17 protein-coding genes are annotated in these 14,141 nt (G+C 60.3%); 14 read left to right on the top strand and 3 right to left on the bottom strand.

Features of this window, described 5'->3' with window-relative positions; genetic code table 11:
- Nucleotides 1–5: 5 nt before the first annotated feature.
- From AC3ITY_RS01785 to AC3ITY_RS01765, 5 genes are all read left to right on the top strand, one after another.
- A complete protein-coding gene (locus tag AC3ITY_RS01785) occupies nt 6–383 on the top strand; it encodes a gamma-butyrobetaine hydroxylase family protein (protein WP_046039629.1) in 378 nt (125 codons plus the stop codon).
- 259 nt (nt 384–642) lie between these two features.
- Nucleotides 643–2,322 carry a class II poly(R)-hydroxyalkanoic acid synthase gene (phaC, locus tag AC3ITY_RS01780; RefSeq protein WP_223457588.1) on the top strand — a complete coding sequence of 560 codons (1,680 nt, stop codon included), beginning with the start codon at nt 643–645 and terminating at the stop codon, nt 2,320–2,322.
- A 162-nt stretch (nt 2,323–2,484) separates the two neighbouring features.
- Nucleotides 2,485–3,339: a poly(3-hydroxyalkanoate) depolymerase gene (gene phaZ, locus AC3ITY_RS01775; RefSeq protein WP_057712363.1), complete on the top strand. Its 855-nt coding sequence runs from the start codon at nt 2,485–2,487 to the stop codon at nt 3,337–3,339.
- Nucleotides 3,340–3,454: 115 nt separating this feature from the next.
- Complete coding sequence (phaC, locus tag AC3ITY_RS01770) at nt 3,455–5,137, top strand: class II poly(R)-hydroxyalkanoic acid synthase (protein WP_489307302.1); 1,683 nt, start codon at nt 3,455–3,457, stop codon at nt 5,135–5,137.
- Nucleotides 5,138–5,196: 59 nt separating this feature from the next.
- The gene (locus AC3ITY_RS01765) at nt 5,197–5,817 is read left to right on the top strand and encodes a TetR/AcrR family transcriptional regulator (protein ID WP_489307301.1); all 621 of its coding nucleotides are present in this window, start codon (nt 5,197–5,199) and stop codon (nt 5,815–5,817) included.
- A gap of 189 nt (nt 5,818–6,006) precedes the next feature.
- Here the strand turns inward: AC3ITY_RS01765 and AC3ITY_RS01760 are convergent, their stop codons facing one another.
- The 3 genes from AC3ITY_RS01760 to AC3ITY_RS01750 all read right to left on the bottom strand — a co-directional run bounded on the left by AC3ITY_RS01760 (nt 6,007) and on the right by AC3ITY_RS01750 (nt 7,813).
- Nucleotides 6,007–6,855, bottom strand: a complete 849-nt coding sequence (locus AC3ITY_RS01760; protein ID WP_489307300.1) for a phasin family protein — start codon at nt 6,853–6,855, stop codon at nt 6,007–6,009.
- A gap of 10 nt (nt 6,856–6,865) precedes the next feature.
- Nucleotides 6,866–7,288 carry a phasin family protein gene (locus AC3ITY_RS01755; RefSeq protein ID WP_223457574.1) on the bottom strand — a complete coding sequence of 141 codons (423 nt, stop codon included), beginning with the start codon at nt 7,286–7,288 and terminating at the stop codon, nt 6,866–6,868.
- Between the two features lie 249 nt (nt 7,289–7,537).
- Nucleotides 7,538–7,813, bottom strand: coding sequence for a polyhydroxyalkanoic acid system family protein (locus AC3ITY_RS01750; protein WP_489307299.1), 276 nt, complete (start codon nt 7,811–7,813; stop codon nt 7,538–7,540).
- Nucleotides 7,814–7,968: 155 nt separating this feature from the next.
- Here AC3ITY_RS01750 and ubiE point away from each other — a divergent pair, with 155 nt between their 5' ends.
- The 9 genes from ubiE (at nt 7,969) to AC3ITY_RS01705 (ending at nt 14,037) form a co-directional block, all read left to right on the top strand.
- On the top strand, nt 7,969–8,739 hold the full coding sequence (gene ubiE / locus AC3ITY_RS01745) for a bifunctional demethylmenaquinone methyltransferase/2-methoxy-6-polyprenyl-1,4-benzoquinol methylase UbiE (RefSeq protein WP_053153319.1): 771 nt from the start codon (nt 7,969–7,971) through the stop codon (nt 8,737–8,739).
- Nucleotides 8,739–9,362: a ubiquinone biosynthesis accessory factor UbiJ gene (locus tag AC3ITY_RS01740; protein ID WP_223457570.1), complete on the top strand. Its 624-nt coding sequence runs from the start codon at nt 8,739–8,741 to the stop codon at nt 9,360–9,362. The genes ubiE and AC3ITY_RS01740 overlap by 1 nt, the downstream gene beginning before the upstream one ends.
- Entirely contained in the window at nt 9,359–10,963 is a 1,605-nt protein-coding gene (ubiB, locus tag AC3ITY_RS01735) for a ubiquinone biosynthesis regulatory protein kinase UbiB (protein ID WP_489307298.1), read from the top strand. The genes AC3ITY_RS01740 and ubiB overlap by 4 nt, the downstream gene beginning before the upstream one ends.
- Nucleotides 10,964–11,054: 91 nt before the next feature.
- Nucleotides 11,055–11,456, top strand: coding sequence for a phosphoribosyl-AMP cyclohydrolase (gene hisI, locus AC3ITY_RS01730; protein ID WP_085725456.1), 402 nt, complete (start codon nt 11,055–11,057; stop codon nt 11,454–11,456).
- Nucleotides 11,449–11,781 (top strand): phosphoribosyl-ATP diphosphatase, encoded by a 333-nt coding sequence (locus AC3ITY_RS01725; protein ID WP_489307297.1) that lies wholly within the window; start codon nt 11,449–11,451, stop codon nt 11,779–11,781. The genes hisI and AC3ITY_RS01725 overlap by 8 nt, the downstream gene beginning before the upstream one ends.
- Nucleotides 11,782–11,806: 25 nt before the next feature.
- Nucleotides 11,807–12,079: a twin-arginine translocase TatA/TatE family subunit gene (locus AC3ITY_RS01720; protein WP_007989280.1), complete on the top strand. Its 273-nt coding sequence runs from the start codon at nt 11,807–11,809 to the stop codon at nt 12,077–12,079.
- Between the two features lie 10 nt (nt 12,080–12,089).
- Nucleotides 12,090–12,542: a Sec-independent protein translocase protein TatB gene (gene tatB / locus AC3ITY_RS01715; protein ID WP_489307296.1), complete on the top strand. Its 453-nt coding sequence runs from the start codon at nt 12,090–12,092 to the stop codon at nt 12,540–12,542.
- Entirely contained in the window at nt 12,539–13,333 is a 795-nt protein-coding gene (tatC, locus tag AC3ITY_RS01710; RefSeq protein ID WP_046039611.1) for a twin-arginine translocase subunit TatC, read from the top strand. The genes tatB and tatC overlap by 4 nt, the downstream gene beginning before the upstream one ends.
- On the top strand, nt 13,330–14,037 hold the full coding sequence (locus AC3ITY_RS01705; protein WP_489307295.1) for a 16S rRNA (uracil(1498)-N(3))-methyltransferase: 708 nt from the start codon (nt 13,330–13,332) through the stop codon (nt 14,035–14,037). Before tatC ends, AC3ITY_RS01705 begins: the two co-directional genes overlap by 4 nt.
- Nucleotides 14,038–14,141: the final 104 nt, after the last annotated feature.

Below are 14,141 nucleotides of genomic sequence, written 5' to 3'. Positions count from 1 at the left end.
CGCTCATGACCCAACTCCCCACCGACATCAAGCTGCACAAAGCCTCGAAAACCCTGTCGCTGAAATACGCGTCCGGCGAGGAATACACCCTGCCCGCCGAGTTCCTGCGCGTGCACTCTCCTTCCGCCGAGGTCCAGGGCCACGGCAAACCCATCCTGCAATTTGGCAAGATCAACGTCGGCCTGACCAAGGTAGAACCGGCCGGTCAGTACGCACTGAAACTGACCTTCGATGACGGTCACGACAGCGGCCTGTTCACCTGGGAATACCTCTACGAGCTGGGGCGACGTTATGACGCACTCTGGGAAGATTATCTGGCCGAGCTCAAAGCCGCCGGAAAAACCCGCGATCCGAACGAATCCGTCGTCAAACTGATGCTCTAATCCGAGCCTCTTGCTCTTTAGAGGGCATTTTCTAATTTCATCTGTTTGAATGCTCCGCTTCAGGGCCGCCGATTGGCCTGCTTGCGAAAAAAATTAAACTCGGGTAACCAATGGAACTGGCAAGTTCCCTGCAGTGCTCTCTGCATTAAAAAAGCAGCGATGCAGTATTAACGGTCACCCCGAGCAGTAGTACCTGGCATTGGCTGTGTGACTACACAGCAGGACCCGGTACTCGTCTCAGGACAATGGAGCGTCGTAGATGAGTAACAAGAATAACGATGACTTGAAGAGTCAAGCCTCGGAAAACACCTTGGGGCTGAATCCTGTCGTTGGACTGCGTGGAAAGGATCTACTGGCTTCTGCTCGAATGGTGCTCAGGCAGGCCATCAAACAACCGATTCACAGCGCCAAACATGTCGCTCATTTCGGCCTTGAACTCAAGAACGTGCTGTTCGGTAAATCCGAACTGCAACCGGGCAGCGATGACCGTCGCTTTGCGGATCCGGCCTGGAGCCAGAACCCGCTCTACAAACGTTATCTGCAAACCTACCTGGCGTGGCGCAAGGAACTCCACGACTGGATCGGCGACAGCAACCTGCCGCCCAAGGACGTCAGCCGTGGGCACTTTGTGATCAACCTGATGACCGAAGCCTTCGCCCCGACAAACACGGCGGCCAACCCGGCGGCGGTCAAGCGCTTCTTCGAAACCGGTGGTAAAAGCCTGCTCGATGGCCTCTCGCATCTGGCCAAGGACCTGGTGCATAACGGCGGCATGCCGAGCCAGGTCAACATGGGCGCATTCGAGGTCGGCAAGACCCTTGGCGTGACCGAGGGTGCAGTGGTCTTTCGCAACGACGTGCTGGAGCTGATCCAGTACAAGCCGATCACCGAACAGGTGCATGAACGCCCACTGCTGGTGGTACCGCCGCAGATCAACAAGTTCTACGTTTTCGACCTGAGTCCGGAAAAGAGCCTGGCGCGGTTCTGCCTGCGCAACAACGTGCAGACCTTCATCGTCAGCTGGCGCAACCCGACCAAGGAGCAGCGTGAGTGGGGCCTGTCGACCTACATCGAAGCGCTCAAGGAAGCGGTTGATGTGGTCACCTCGATCACCGGCAGCAAAGACGTGAACATGCTCGGTGCCTGCTCCGGCGGTATCACCTGCACCGCGCTGCTGGGCCACTACGCGGCAATCGGCGAGAACAAGGTCAACGCCCTGACCCTGCTGGTCAGCGTCCTCGACACCACCCTGGACAGCGACGTAGCCCTGTTCGTCGACGAGCAAACCCTCGAAGCCGCCAAGCGCCACTCCTACCAGGCCGGTGTTCTCGAAGGTCGCGATATGGCGAAAGTCTTCGCCTGGATGCGCCCCAACGACCTGATCTGGAACTACTGGGTCAACAACTACCTGTTGGGCAACGAACCGCCGGTATTCGACATTCTGTTCTGGAACAACGACACCACCCGGTTGCCCGCTGCGTTCCATGGCGACCTGATCGAGATGTTCAAAAGTAACCCGTTGACCCGTGCCGATGCACTGGAAGTGTGCGGCACTCCGATCGATCTGAAGAAGGTCACCGCCGACATCTTCTCGCTGGCCGGCACCAACGATCACATCACCCCGTGGCGTTCCTGCTACAAGTCGGCGCAATTGTTCGGCGGCAACGTTGAGTTCGTGCTGTCCAGCAGCGGGCACATCCAGAGCATTCTAAACCCGCCGGGCAATCCAAAATCGCGCTACATGACCAGCACCGAAATGCCCGCCAATGCCGATGACTGGCAAGAAGAGTCGACCAAGCACGCCGACTCCTGGTGGCTGCACTGGCAGGCGTGGCAGGCACAGCGTGCGGGCAACCTGAAAAAAGCACCGCTGAAATTGGGCAACAAGGCCTACCCGGCGGGCGAAGCTGCACCGGGCACTTATGTACACGAACGGTAACTGACACACCCCGCCCCTGTAGGAGCGAGCTTGCTCGCGATGGACGTTAACGATAACGCGTGCTGCTTGGATAACGCGTTGCCCTCACGTTTTTCGCGAGCAAGCTCGCTCCTACAGGGGATCAGGGAAGAATTCAAGAGAGCGACCCACAGGGCCAGAAGCATGCCGCAACCCTTCATATTCCGTACCGTCGATCTGGATGGCCAGACGCTCCGCACGGCGGTACGCCCCGGCAAGCCTCACTTGACGCCCCTGCTGATTTTCAACGGCATTGGCGCCAACCTGGAGCTGGTGTTCCCGTTTATCGCGGCGCTGGACCCGGACCTGGAAGTCATCGCCTTCGACGTACCCGGCGTCGGCGGTTCGTCCACACCGAACCGGCCGTATCGTTTTCCGAGCCTGGCGAAACTCACGGCGCGCATGCTCGACTATCTCGACTATGGGCAGGTCAACGTCATCGGCGTGTCCTGGGGTGGCGCCCTGGCCCAACAGTTCGCTTATGACTATCCGGAGCGCTGCAAGAAACTCGTGCTGGCCGCAACGGCGGCGGGTGCGGTGATGGTGCCGGGCAAACCGAAAGTGCTGTGGATGATGGCCAGCCCGCGACGTTACATCCAGCCGTCCCACGTGATCCGCATTGCGCCGATGATCTACGGTGGTGCGTTCCGTCGCGACCCGACGCTGGCCGCCAGCCATGCGGCCAAGGTGCGTTCAGCGGGCAAGCTCGGTTACTACTGGCAGCTGTTCGCCGGCCTCGGCTGGACCAGCATCCACTGGTTGCACAAGATCCGCCAGCCGACCCTGGTACTGGCCGGTGACGATGACCCACTGATCCCGTTGGTCAACATGCGCTTGCTGGCCTGGCGGATTCCCAACGCCCAGTTGCACATCATCGATGACGGGCATCTGTTCCTGATTACCCGGGCCGAAGCGGTAGCTCCGATCATCATGAAATTCCTGGAAGAGGAGCGCCAGCGCGCGGTGATGCATCCGCGTCCGGCGCCATTGGGCAGCTAAACCTTTGCATCGGCGGCCGGCAGGACGCCACGCCGCGCAACAATCCGTTACAGCGTCTATGGTGTTCTGGTTCGGTGTATTTGTTTTTGGCCTGAAGACGAAGGAGTGTTGACTCATGCGCGAGAAACCAGCGAGGGATTCCCTACCGACTCCCGCCGCGTTCATCAATGCACAGAGTGCGATTACCGGCCTGCGCGGTCGGGATCTGTTGTCGACCCTGCGCAGTGTGGCCGCCCATGGCTTGCGCAATCCGGTACACAGTGCCCGACATGCCCTCAAACTCGGCGGTCAGCTTGGCCGTGTGCTGCTGGGCGAAACCCTGCACCCGACCAACCCGCAAGACGCTCGCTTCGCCGATCCGGCGTGGAGCCTCAACCCGTTTTATCGCCGTAGCCTGCAGGCCTATCTGAGCTGGCAGAAACAGGTCAAGAGCTGGATCGACGAGAGCAACATGAGTCCGGACGACCGCGCCCGCGCCCACTTCGCTTTCGCCCTGCTCAACGACGCCGTATCGCCCTCCAACACCCTGCTCAATCCACTGGCGGTCAAGGAACTGTTCAATTCCGGCGGTAACAGCCTGGTGCGTGGCATCAGCCATTTGGTGGACGATCTGCTGCACAACGACGGCCTGCCCCGGCAAGTCACCAAGCAAGCGTTCGAGGTCGGCAAGACGGTCGCCACCACCACCGGTGCCGTGGTGTTTCGCAACGAGCTGCTGGAGCTGATCCAGTACAAGCCGATGAGCGAAAAGCAGTATTCCAAGCCCCTGCTGGTGGTGCCGCCGCAAATCAACAAGTACTACATTTTCGATCTGAGCCCCCATAACAGCTTCGTCCAGTACGCCCTGAAAAACGGCCTGCAAACCTTCATGATCAGTTGGCGCAACCCGGATGTGCGCCATCGCGAATGGGGGCTTTCGACCTACGTGGAAGCCGTGGAAGAGGCCATGAATGTCTGCCGGGCGATCACCGGCGCACGCGAGGTCAACCTGATGGGCGCCTGCGCCGGCGGGCTGACCATAGCCGCGTTGCAAGGCCACTTGCAGGCCAAGCGGCAGCTGCGCAGGGTGTCCAGCGCGACTTACCTGGTGAGCCTGCTCGACAGTCAGATGGACAGCCCCGCTACGCTGTTCGCCGACGAGCAGACTCTGGAGGCTGCCAAGCGCCGCTCCTATCAGCGGGGTGTACTGGACGGCCGCGACATGGCCAAGGTCTTCGCCTGGATGCGCCCCAACGATTTGATCTGGAGCTACTTCGTCAACAACTACCTGTTAGGCAAGGAGCCACCGGCGTTCGACATTCTCTACTGGAACAACGACAACACACGCCTGCCGGCCGCCCTGCATGGCGACCTGCTGGACTTCTTCAAGCACAACCCGCTGACCCACCCGGGCGGGCTGGAAGTGTGTGGCACGCCGATCGACTTGCAGAAGGTCACCGTCGATAGCTTCAGCGTCGCCGGCATCAACGATCACATCACGCCGTGGGACGCGGTGTATCGCTCGACGCTGTTGCTCGGTGGCGAGCGGCGCTTCGTGCTGTCCAACAGCGGTCATGTGCAGAGCATCCTCAACCCGCCGAGCAACCCGAAAGCCAACTACGTCGAGAACGGCAAACTGAGCAGCGACCCCCGAGCCTGGTACTACGACGCCAAGCATGTCGATGGCAGCTGGTGGACCCAATGGCTGAGCTGGATTCAAGAACGTTCCGGCGCGCAGAAGGAAACCCACATGGCGCTCGGTAACCAGAACTATCCACCGATGGAGGCAGCACCCGGTACTTACGTACGCGTGCGCTGACGTTCAACGAGCCACGGCCTCTGCCGGCCGTGGCAAGACCCGATCATTAAGAAGACTGGATGAAAACCCGCGACCGGATCCTCGAATGTGCCCTGCAGTTGTTCAATCAAAAGGGCGAACCGAATGTCTCCACTATGGAAGTTGCCAATGAAATGGGCATCAGCCCGGGCAACCTCTACTACCACTTCCACGGCAAGGAACCGCTGATTCTCGGGCTGTTCGAGCGCTTCCAGGGCGAACTGGCGCCCTTGCTCGACCCACCGGCCGATGCCGAACTGGCGCCCGAAGAATACTGGCTGTTCCTGCACCTGATCGTCGAACGCCTGTCCCACTACCGGTTCCTGTTCCAGGACCTGTCGAACCTCGCCGGGCGCCTGCCGAAACTGGCCAAGGGCATTCGTAACCTGCTCAATGCACTCAAACGCACACTGGCATCGCTGCTGGCGCGGTTGCAGGCTCAGGGGTTGCTGGTCAGCGAGACCCAGGCGTTGGGGCAACTGGTGGAACAGATCACCATGACGTTGCTGTTCTCACTCGACTATCAGCGGATTCTCGACCGTGAAGGCGAGGTGCGGCTGGTGGTTTACCAGATCATGATGCTGGTGGCGCCGCACCTGCTGCCATCGATGAAGGCTGCAACCGAACAGATGGCGATGGAGTATCTGGAAGACCACGAATAACCCTGGCCACAACGCCCCCCCTGTAGGAGCGAGCTTGCTCGCGAAAAAGGTACAGCCGACGCTACTCAGCGCCTGCAATACCATCGCGAGCAAGCTCGCTCCTACAGTGGGTCTGTGTCGCTCAGAGATTCGCGCACAAACAAAAACGCCCGACCTTCACAGGCCGGGCGTTTTCTTGAGCCCTGAGAATCAGGACTGACTGGTTGGCGTCGATGGAGCTGGCGCGGCAGTCGGGGTGACAGCAGGGGTCGGTGCGGTAGCGGAGTTCGATGCGCTGACCGGAGCTGTCGGCGTTGCCGGTTTGGCAGCTGCCACTGCTGGTTTTGGCGCGGCGGCTTTTGGAGCGGCCGGCTTTTTCACCGCTGGTTTTTTCGCCGCAGCGGGTTTGGCCGCTGGCTTGACGGCTGCCGGTTTGGCCGCTGCAGTTTTCGCTGCAGGCTTGGCGGCCGGTTTAGCCGCTGGTTTGGCGGCGGCTTTTGCGGCGGCCGGTTTGGCGGCTGCAGTTTTAGCGGCAGGCTTGGCAGCAGGTTTAGCCGCTGCTTTTGCCAGTGGCTTGGCTGCGGTTTTGGCGGCCGGCTTGGCAGCAGGCTTGGCTGCCGCGGTTTTCGCCGCAACAGGCGCAACCTTGGCACCGGTCAGTTTTTCGATTTGCTTGGTCAGGGTATCGACCTTGCTGTGCAGTGCTTTGACTTCGTTGCGGCTCGGTACGCCCAGACGCGAAATGGCGCTGTTCAAACGCTTGTCGAAAGCGCCTTCCAGCTCATCCCACTTGCCCAGTGCGCGATCTTTCACGCCGCTGATGCGCGACTTGGCCGAAGAAGCGGAGTCCTTGGCGGCGTCGACTGTCTTGCCAACAGCGCTCTTGGTGAGCTTCTCGGCTTTCTCGCCGTCCTTAACCAATGCATCGAAGAGTTTGCTGCCGTCAGTGTCGATCTTCGAGTACACGCCTAAACCAGCCAGCCAGATTTTTCGGGAGTAATCTTCAACCTTCCCGATCCACGAGCTGCCTTCTTTTTCGGTGTTCTTTTTAACAGCCATCCCGTTCTCCTTAAGATTTACGCGCGACACGTTCGAGCAATGCCGTCAGCTCATCGAGCTTAGCAGAGAGTGCCTCAACGTCATGTTTAGACGGAATACCGATACGATTCAAGGCACTTGCGACACGCGTGTCGAACGCCTTCTCGACCTTGTCGAGTTGAACTTCGACGCGGCCTTTGAAAGTGCTGACTTCACTCTTGGCTTCATCGATCTCGGCATTGGCCGCTTCAAGTTTCTCAGCGACTACCTTTTTGCCTTTCTTTTCAACAACCTGACCCGCTTTGATCAGCTCTTGAAAGTACTCGCTACCCTCTTGGCCGACCTTGGTGTAGGCACCCAGGCCTGCCAGCCAGATCTTGCGGGCATAGGATTTGACGTCGCTCAGCGTGCTGGTCGACGGGTCGATTTTTTTCTTCAAAATAACTTTGGCCATGGTGCACCTCACGCGCAGAAGGTTTGAGGAACTGCCCGGATAAGTGTCGGGCTCTGGCACAAAGTAGGGAGAAAAATTAGAAACGGCACCCTAACAACTGACATGAAAGGTCAGGTGCACCACAAAACAAATGTGGGAGCGAGCCTGCTCGCGATAGCGATTCATCAGTCAAAATGAATGTCGACTGACACTCCCTCATCGCGAGCAGGCTCGCTACCACATGGGATCTCGGTTCACGCGGAAACCGAGTCAGACCAACGCTTTATCCAGCGCCTTTTCGATTTCCGCTTTGATCATGCCGCTCATGGCCGACATCATCAGGCCCAGCTCCACGTCGACCTTGATCGAATCTTCACTGACATGCACCGCGCCCTTCACACCCGAGCGCTTGAGGTTCAGGGTGTCGCCGGACCACTGCGGCTCCAGGCCATATTGATCGGAAAGTTTCTGCGCCAGCTTGTCGGCCTTTTCGCGAGCCGCTGCCTTACCCAGGCCATGGGCACGTTCAACACTAATACGGGCCATCAAATGACTCCTGCTTTATGGATGCTTTCCCGAGGCATCTTGACCTCTGCTGCGTCAAAACGTCCCGATGGTTGCCCATCTTACCTTCAGCCTTGCCAAGACAAAGCATGCCTTGGGGATTAGAATGTCGCGCATTCTCTTTTGGTGACAGCGATATGACTGATCAGCGCAAAGGCAGCGATGCCGAACCCACCACTCACTTCGGCTTCAAAAACGTTCCGGAAAGCCAGAAAGCGGAAAAAGTCGCTGAGGTTTTCCACTCGGTAGCCGCCAAGTACGACCTGATGAACGACCTTCTGTCGGGCGGCATGCACCGTCTGTGGAAGCGTTTCGCGATCGAACTGTCGGGCGTTCGTGCCGGTAACCGCGTGCTCGACATCGCCGGCGGCACTGGCGACCTGACCAAAAAATTCTCGCACCTGGTAGGCCCGACCGGCCAGGTCGTATTGGCCGACATCAACGAATCCATGCTCAAGGTCGGTCGTGACCGCCTGCTGGACCTCGGTGTGGCCGGCAACGTCGAATTCGTCCAGGCCGATGCGGAAAAGCTGCCGTTCCCGGACAACCATTTCGACTGCGTGACCATCGCCTTCGGCCTGCGCAACGTGACCCACAAGGAAGATGCCCTACGCTCGATGCTGCGCGTACTCAAGCCTGGCGGCCGTTTGCTGGTGCTGGAATTCTCCAAGCCGACCAACGCGCTGATGTCCAAGGCCTACGACGCCTACTCGTTCGCCTTCATGCCGCTGATGGGCAAGCTGATCACCAACGACTCGGAAAGCTACCGCTACCTGGCCGAATCGATCCGCATGCACCCGAATCAGGAAACCCTGAAGTCGATGATGGTCGAGGCCGGTTTCGACCGCGTGACCTATCACAACATGACCGCAGGCATCGTTGCCCTGCACCGCGGCATCAAGCCCTGATGCTGCTCGCCGGCCTGCTCGCCAGCGTTGAACTCGGCCTGAACCGGGTGCTGCGTCTCGACAGCACGGCGCTGCCGCGGCTGGCGCATTTGAGCGGCAGAGTGATTGCCGTCGACTGCCGCAGCCCGGCGCTGCAATTGTTCATCCTGCCCAGCGACGAAGGCCTGATGCTTGCCTCCCAGTGGGAAACCGGCGCCGACTGCACCTTGCGTGCACCGGCCTCGAGCCTGTTGAAACTGGCGATGAGCAAGGACAAGACTTCTGTTCTGCACGCCCCTGAAGTCGAACTCGACGGCGACAGCGGCGTGCTGCTGGAGCTGGCGGCGATCCTCCAGGACCTCGAGCTGGACTGGGAGTACGAACTCTCGCGCTGGCTCGGCCCGGTGGCCACGCAACTGCTCGGCGGTCATCTGCGCAGCCGCGCCCGCTGGTATCAGCAAGGCTTTGCCAGCCTGGGCCAGAACCTGGGCGAATACCTGGCCGAAGAATCGCGCACCCTCGTCGGCCAGCGCGAAGCCGAAGCCCGATTCAGTGAACTGGACCAGATCAAGCTCGATCTGGAACGTCTCGAGGCGCGATTCGAGCGCCTTTCCCGATCCCTCGACCCAAGCGATAACGCATGAAGCTGCTTGCCGTCCGCCGTTTGTTGCGCATCCAGCGCGTCGTGATCCGCTACCGCCTCGATGACCTGCTGTTCGCCCTGCCGCTGCCCTGGTTCTTGCGGGCGCTGCGTTATGCCTTGCCGTGGCGCTGGTTCCCGCGCAAGACCCTGGACCTGAGCCGTGGCGCGCGCTTGCGCCTGGCGTTGCAGGACCTGGGGCCGATCTTCATCAAGTTCGGGCAGATCCTGTCCACCCGTCGCGACCTGCTGCCAGAAGACATCGCCGATGAGCTGATGAAGCTGCAGGACCGCGTGCCGCCGTTCGACTCGCAAGTGTCGGTCAAGCTGATCGAAGAACAACTCGGCAAGAAAATCAGCGAAGTGTTCAGCCGTTTCGACGTCGAACCGCTGGCCTCGGCGTCGGTAGCACAGGTGCATGCCGCACAGCTGAAAACCGGCGAAGAAGTGGTGGTCAAGGTGATCCGCCCGGGCCTCAAACCAGTGATCGCCCAGGACCTGGCGTGGCTATTCATCCTCGCCCGCGCCGCCGAAAAACTCTCGGCCGATGCGCGCCTGCTGCATCCGGTGGACGTGGTCAGTGATTATGAAAAAACCATCTACGACGAACTCGACCTGCTGCGCGAGGCGGCCAACGCCAGCCAGTTGAAGCGCAACTTCGACGGCTCGCCGCTGCTGTACGTGCCGCAAGTCTATTGGGACTGGTGCCGGCCGAAAGTGCTGGTGATGGAGCGCATCTACGGCATCCAGGTCACCGATCTGGCAACCCTGGCCGACCAGCGCACCGACATGAAAATGCTCGCCGAGCGTGGCGTGGAGATTTTCTTCACCCAGGTGTTCCGCGACAGCTTCTTCCACGCCGACATGCACCCCGGCAACATTTTCGTCAGCACCGTGAATCCGTGGAGCCCGCAATACATTGCCATCGACTGCGGCATCGTCGGCAGCCTGACCCCGGAAGACCAGGATTACCTGGCACGCAACCTGTTCGCCTTCTTCAAGCGCGATTACCGTCGCGTGGCGCAGTTGCACATCGATTCGGGCTGGGTGCCGGCGGAAACCAAACTCAACGAATTCGAAGCAGCGATCCGTACCGTGTGCGAGCCGATCTTCGAAAAACCGTTAAAAGACATTTCTTTCGGCCAGGTGCTGATGCGCCTGTTCCAGACCGCGCGCCGCTTCAACATGGAAGTGCAGCCGCAACTGGTCCTGCTGCAAAAAACCCTGCTGAACATCGAAGGCCTGGGTCGTCAGCTGTACCCGGACCTCGATCTGTGGAACACCGCGCAGCCGTTCCTCGAACGCTGGATGCGCGAGCGGGTCAGCCCCAAAGCCCTGCTCGGTAACGTGCACAGCCAGTTCGAACAGATCCCGCACCTGGCCAACATGGCCCGCGACCTGCTCGAACGCATGTCCCAACCCCACGCCTACGACCCGTCGCCTGCGTGGCACCGACGCCGTGACGACTGGTTCCTGCGCCTGCTCGGCACGGCGCACCTGGCCGGTGGCGCCATCCTTGCCGCGGGCGGCCCGCTGAACCAGTTGGCTTACTGGCCGGCCGGTATCATGATGGCGGTCGGTTTGTATCTGGTCGTACGCCGATAGCCAGTTGTGCAACACGCTGGCACACTGTTTGGACGCTGCATTGAACGTAGGCCCCCGATTATTGAAGTGCGGGCCCGTATCGGAGTCGTAGATGAAGAATTGGCTGGACGAGATCAAGTGGGACGCTGACGGCCTGGTGCCGGCCATTGCCCAGGATCACAAGACCGGGCGCGTCCTGATGATGGCCTGGATGAACCGCGAAGCACTGGAACTGACCGCTGCCGAGAACCGCGCCATATACTGGTCGCGTTCCCGTGGCAAGCTGTGGCGCAAGGGCGAAGAGTCCGGCCATGTGCAAACCCTGCACGAGATGCGCCTGGACTGCGACGCCGACGTCATCATCCTGATGGTCGAGCAGATCGGCGACATCGCCTGCCATACCGGCCGTCAGAGCTGCTTCTACCGCGTCTATGAGAACGGCGACTGGACAACCGTCGACCCGGTCCTGAAAGATCCGCACGCCATCTATTCCGCAGGGCACACACATGAGTGACACTCTCACCCGCCTCGCCGAGGTACTGGAGGAGCGCAAAGGCGCTGCCGCCGACAGCTCGTATGTCGCCAGCCTGTACCACAAGGGCTTGAACAAGATTCTGGAAAAAGTCGGCGAAGAGTCGATCGAAACCATCATTGCCGCCAAGGACGCCGCCGTCAGCGGCGACTGCAGCGATGTGATCTACGAAACCGCCGATCTGTGGTTCCACAGCATGGTCATGCTCGCCCAATTGGGGCAGCATCCACAGGCTGTACTCGATGAACTGGACCGTCGTTTCGGTCTCTCCGGACACGCTGAGAAAGCCTCGCGCCCGTCCGCCTGAATAACTATTAGAGAGGAGCAGCAGCATGGGCATTTTTGACTGGAAACACTGGATCGTCATCCTGGTTGTCGTGGTACTGGTGTTCGGCACCAAGAAACTGAAAAACCTCGGCACCGACGTCGGCGAGTCGATCAAGGGCTTCAAGAAAGCCATGAACGACGACGAAAAGCCTGCCGACCCGAATGCGACCCCGGCCCAACCGGTTCCACCGGTACAGCCTCAGGCCTCTGTAAACCAGCCGCACACCATCGACGTGCAGGCACAGAAAGTCGAAGAGCCGATCCGCAAAGACGTGTGAGCACTGACTAATGTTTGGTATCAGCTTCTCTGAACTGCTGCTCGTCGGCCTCGTTGCCCTGCTTGTGCTGGGTCCCGAGCGCTTGCCGGGCGCTGCGCGCACCGCTGGCCTGTGGGTCGGGCGTCTGAAGCGCAGCTTCAACGCAATCAAACAGGAAGTTGAACGTGAAATCGGTGCCGACGAAATCCGTCGGCAACTGCACAACGAGCACATCCTGTCGCTTGAGCAGGAGGCGCGGAAAATCTTCACGCCGACCCAGCAGGAGCCGACGCCGGTGGAACATGTGGGCGAGCAGACGATTCATGCGCCTGCCGCTGCTGTCGACTCGACACTTGCTCCCGTTGTAGCGCCTGTCGAACCTGCAACTGTTGTTGCAGCCACTCCGGTTGAACCCGTTACACCTGCGGCTGCGCCCGTTGCGCCGGCCCCTCATGACCCAACACTGCCGCCGCGAGCCCCATGAGCGATCTTCCTGAAAACGACCAGCACATGCCGCTGGTTTCGCACCTCACCGAGTTGCGTACCCGTCTGCTGCGCTGCGTAGCGGCGATCTTCATCATCTTTGCCGGGCTGTTCGCCTTCACCCAGCAGATCTACACCTTCGTCTCCACGCCGCTGCGCGCGTACCTGCCCGCCGGCGCGACGATGATTGCCACCGATGTGTCGTCGCCGTTCCTGACGCCACTGAAGTTGACGATGATGGTCTCGCTGTTCCTGGCAATCCCGGTGATCCTGCACCAGATCTGGGGCTTCATCGCCCCGGGCCTGTACAAGCATGAAAAGCGCATTGCTGTGCCATTGCTGATGTCCAGCATCGTGTTGTTCTATGCCGGCATGGCGTTCGCCTACTACCTGGTGTTCCCGCTGATCTTCAAGTTCTTCGCCGCCGCCACCCCAGCCGGTGTGGAAATGATGACCGACATCACCAGCTACCTCGATTTCGTCATGACGCTGTTCTTCGCCTTTGGCGTGGCGTTCGAAATCCCGGTGGCCGTGGTGCTGCTGGTGTGGATCGGCGTGGTCGACGTCAAATACCTGAAGAAGATCCGTCCGTACGTGGTCATTGGCTGCTTCGTAGTCGGCATGATCCTGACACCGCCGGACATCTTCTCGCAGACCCTGCTGGCCGTGCCGATGTGGCTGTTGTTCGAGATCGGCATTCTGTTTGGCAGCCTGATCAGCAAACGTGGCGAGCACCCGGATGATCAGCCGGCTGACGACCATAACGACCAGCCGCCAGCGACCCAAGCGTGAACCTGCTGCTTCTTGAAGAGGCCGATTTCATTGCGGCCGACCGGGCGGTCCTGCGTGATCGCCGGTTGACCCACATGCAGGAAGTCCACCGCTGTGAAGTCGGTGACAGCATGCGCGTCGGGCGGATCGGCGGGCTGATGGGTTCGGCCGAAGTGATGCGCCTGGACGCCGACGAAGCGGAATTGCGCGTCACCCTCGACCAACCACCACCGGCCAAGCTGCCATTGACCCTGGTCTTGGCTCTGCCACGGCCCAAGATGCTGCGCAGGGTGTTTCAGACCGTGGCGGCCATGGGTGTGCCACGGATCGTGCTGGTCAACAGCTATCGCGTCGAGAAGAGCTTCTGGCAGACCCCATTCCTGGAGCCCGAGGCGATTCGCGAGCAGTTGATCCTTGGCCTCGAACAGGCCCGGGACAGCGTGCTGCCGGAAGTCGTGATCGAGAAGCGCTTCAAGCCGTTCGTCGAAGACCGTCTGCCGGCGATTACCGAAGGCACCCTCGGCCTGGTGGGGCATCCGGGCAATTACCCGCCCTGCCCTCGCGCACTCAGCGAACCGGTGACCCTGGCCATCGGCCCCGAGGGGGGCTGGATTCCCTACGAGATCGACCTGCTGGGCAAATCCGGCCTGCAACCGGTGCAGCTGGGCGAGCGCATCCTGCGCGTCGAAACCGCCGTGACCGCGCTGCTGGCACGACTTTTCTGACATCGTGCACCGCTTCTGTGGCGAGGGAGCTTGCTCCCGCTTGGGCGCGTAGCGGCCACCGCTTTTGCCTGCTAGACCGCGTCCGGCGGTTTTACGGCTGCTTC

It is taken from the genome of Pseudomonas sp. GL_091 (assembly GCF_057837725.1).
The sequence above is the reverse complement of the archived record's forward strand: the minus strand, read 5'-3'. Positions and strand labels throughout refer to the sequence as shown.

What these genes read in the sequence shown, in the direction of transcription:
- AC3ITY_RS01785 (WP_046039629.1), top strand. Translation starts at nt 6, where the DNA reads ATGACCCAACTCCCCACCGACATCAAGCTGCACAAAGCCTCGAAAACC.
- phaC (WP_223457588.1), top strand. Translation starts at nt 643, where the DNA reads ATGAGTAACAAGAATAACGATGACTTGAAGAGTCAAGCCTCGGAAAAC.
- phaZ (WP_057712363.1), top strand. Translation starts at nt 2,485, where the DNA reads ATGCCGCAACCCTTCATATTCCGTACCGTCGATCTGGATGGCCAGACG.
- phaC (WP_489307302.1), top strand. Translation starts at nt 3,455, where the DNA reads ATGCGCGAGAAACCAGCGAGGGATTCCCTACCGACTCCCGCCGCGTTC.
- AC3ITY_RS01765 (WP_489307301.1), top strand. Translation starts at nt 5,197, where the DNA reads ATGAAAACCCGCGACCGGATCCTCGAATGTGCCCTGCAGTTGTTCAAT.
- AC3ITY_RS01760 (WP_489307300.1), bottom strand. Translation starts at nt 6,855, where the DNA reads ATGGCTGTTAAAAAGAACACCGAAAAAGAAGGCAGCTCGTGGATCGGG.
- AC3ITY_RS01755 (WP_223457574.1), bottom strand. Translation starts at nt 7,288, where the DNA reads ATGGCCAAAGTTATTTTGAAGAAAAAAATCGACCCGTCGACCAGCACG.
- AC3ITY_RS01750 (WP_489307299.1), bottom strand. Translation starts at nt 7,813, where the DNA reads ATGGCCCGTATTAGTGTTGAACGTGCCCATGGCCTGGGTAAGGCAGCG.
- ubiE (WP_053153319.1), top strand. Translation starts at nt 7,969, where the DNA reads ATGACTGATCAGCGCAAAGGCAGCGATGCCGAACCCACCACTCACTTC.
- AC3ITY_RS01740 (WP_223457570.1), top strand. Translation starts at nt 8,739, where the DNA reads ATGCTGCTCGCCGGCCTGCTCGCCAGCGTTGAACTCGGCCTGAACCGG.
- ubiB (WP_489307298.1), top strand. Translation starts at nt 9,359, where the DNA reads ATGAAGCTGCTTGCCGTCCGCCGTTTGTTGCGCATCCAGCGCGTCGTG.
- hisI (WP_085725456.1), top strand. Translation starts at nt 11,055, where the DNA reads ATGAAGAATTGGCTGGACGAGATCAAGTGGGACGCTGACGGCCTGGTG.
- AC3ITY_RS01725 (WP_489307297.1), top strand. Translation starts at nt 11,449, where the DNA reads ATGAGTGACACTCTCACCCGCCTCGCCGAGGTACTGGAGGAGCGCAAA.
- AC3ITY_RS01720 (WP_007989280.1), top strand. Translation starts at nt 11,807, where the DNA reads ATGGGCATTTTTGACTGGAAACACTGGATCGTCATCCTGGTTGTCGTG.
- tatB (WP_489307296.1), top strand. Translation starts at nt 12,090, where the DNA reads ATGTTTGGTATCAGCTTCTCTGAACTGCTGCTCGTCGGCCTCGTTGCC.
- tatC (WP_046039611.1), top strand. Translation starts at nt 12,539, where the DNA reads ATGAGCGATCTTCCTGAAAACGACCAGCACATGCCGCTGGTTTCGCAC.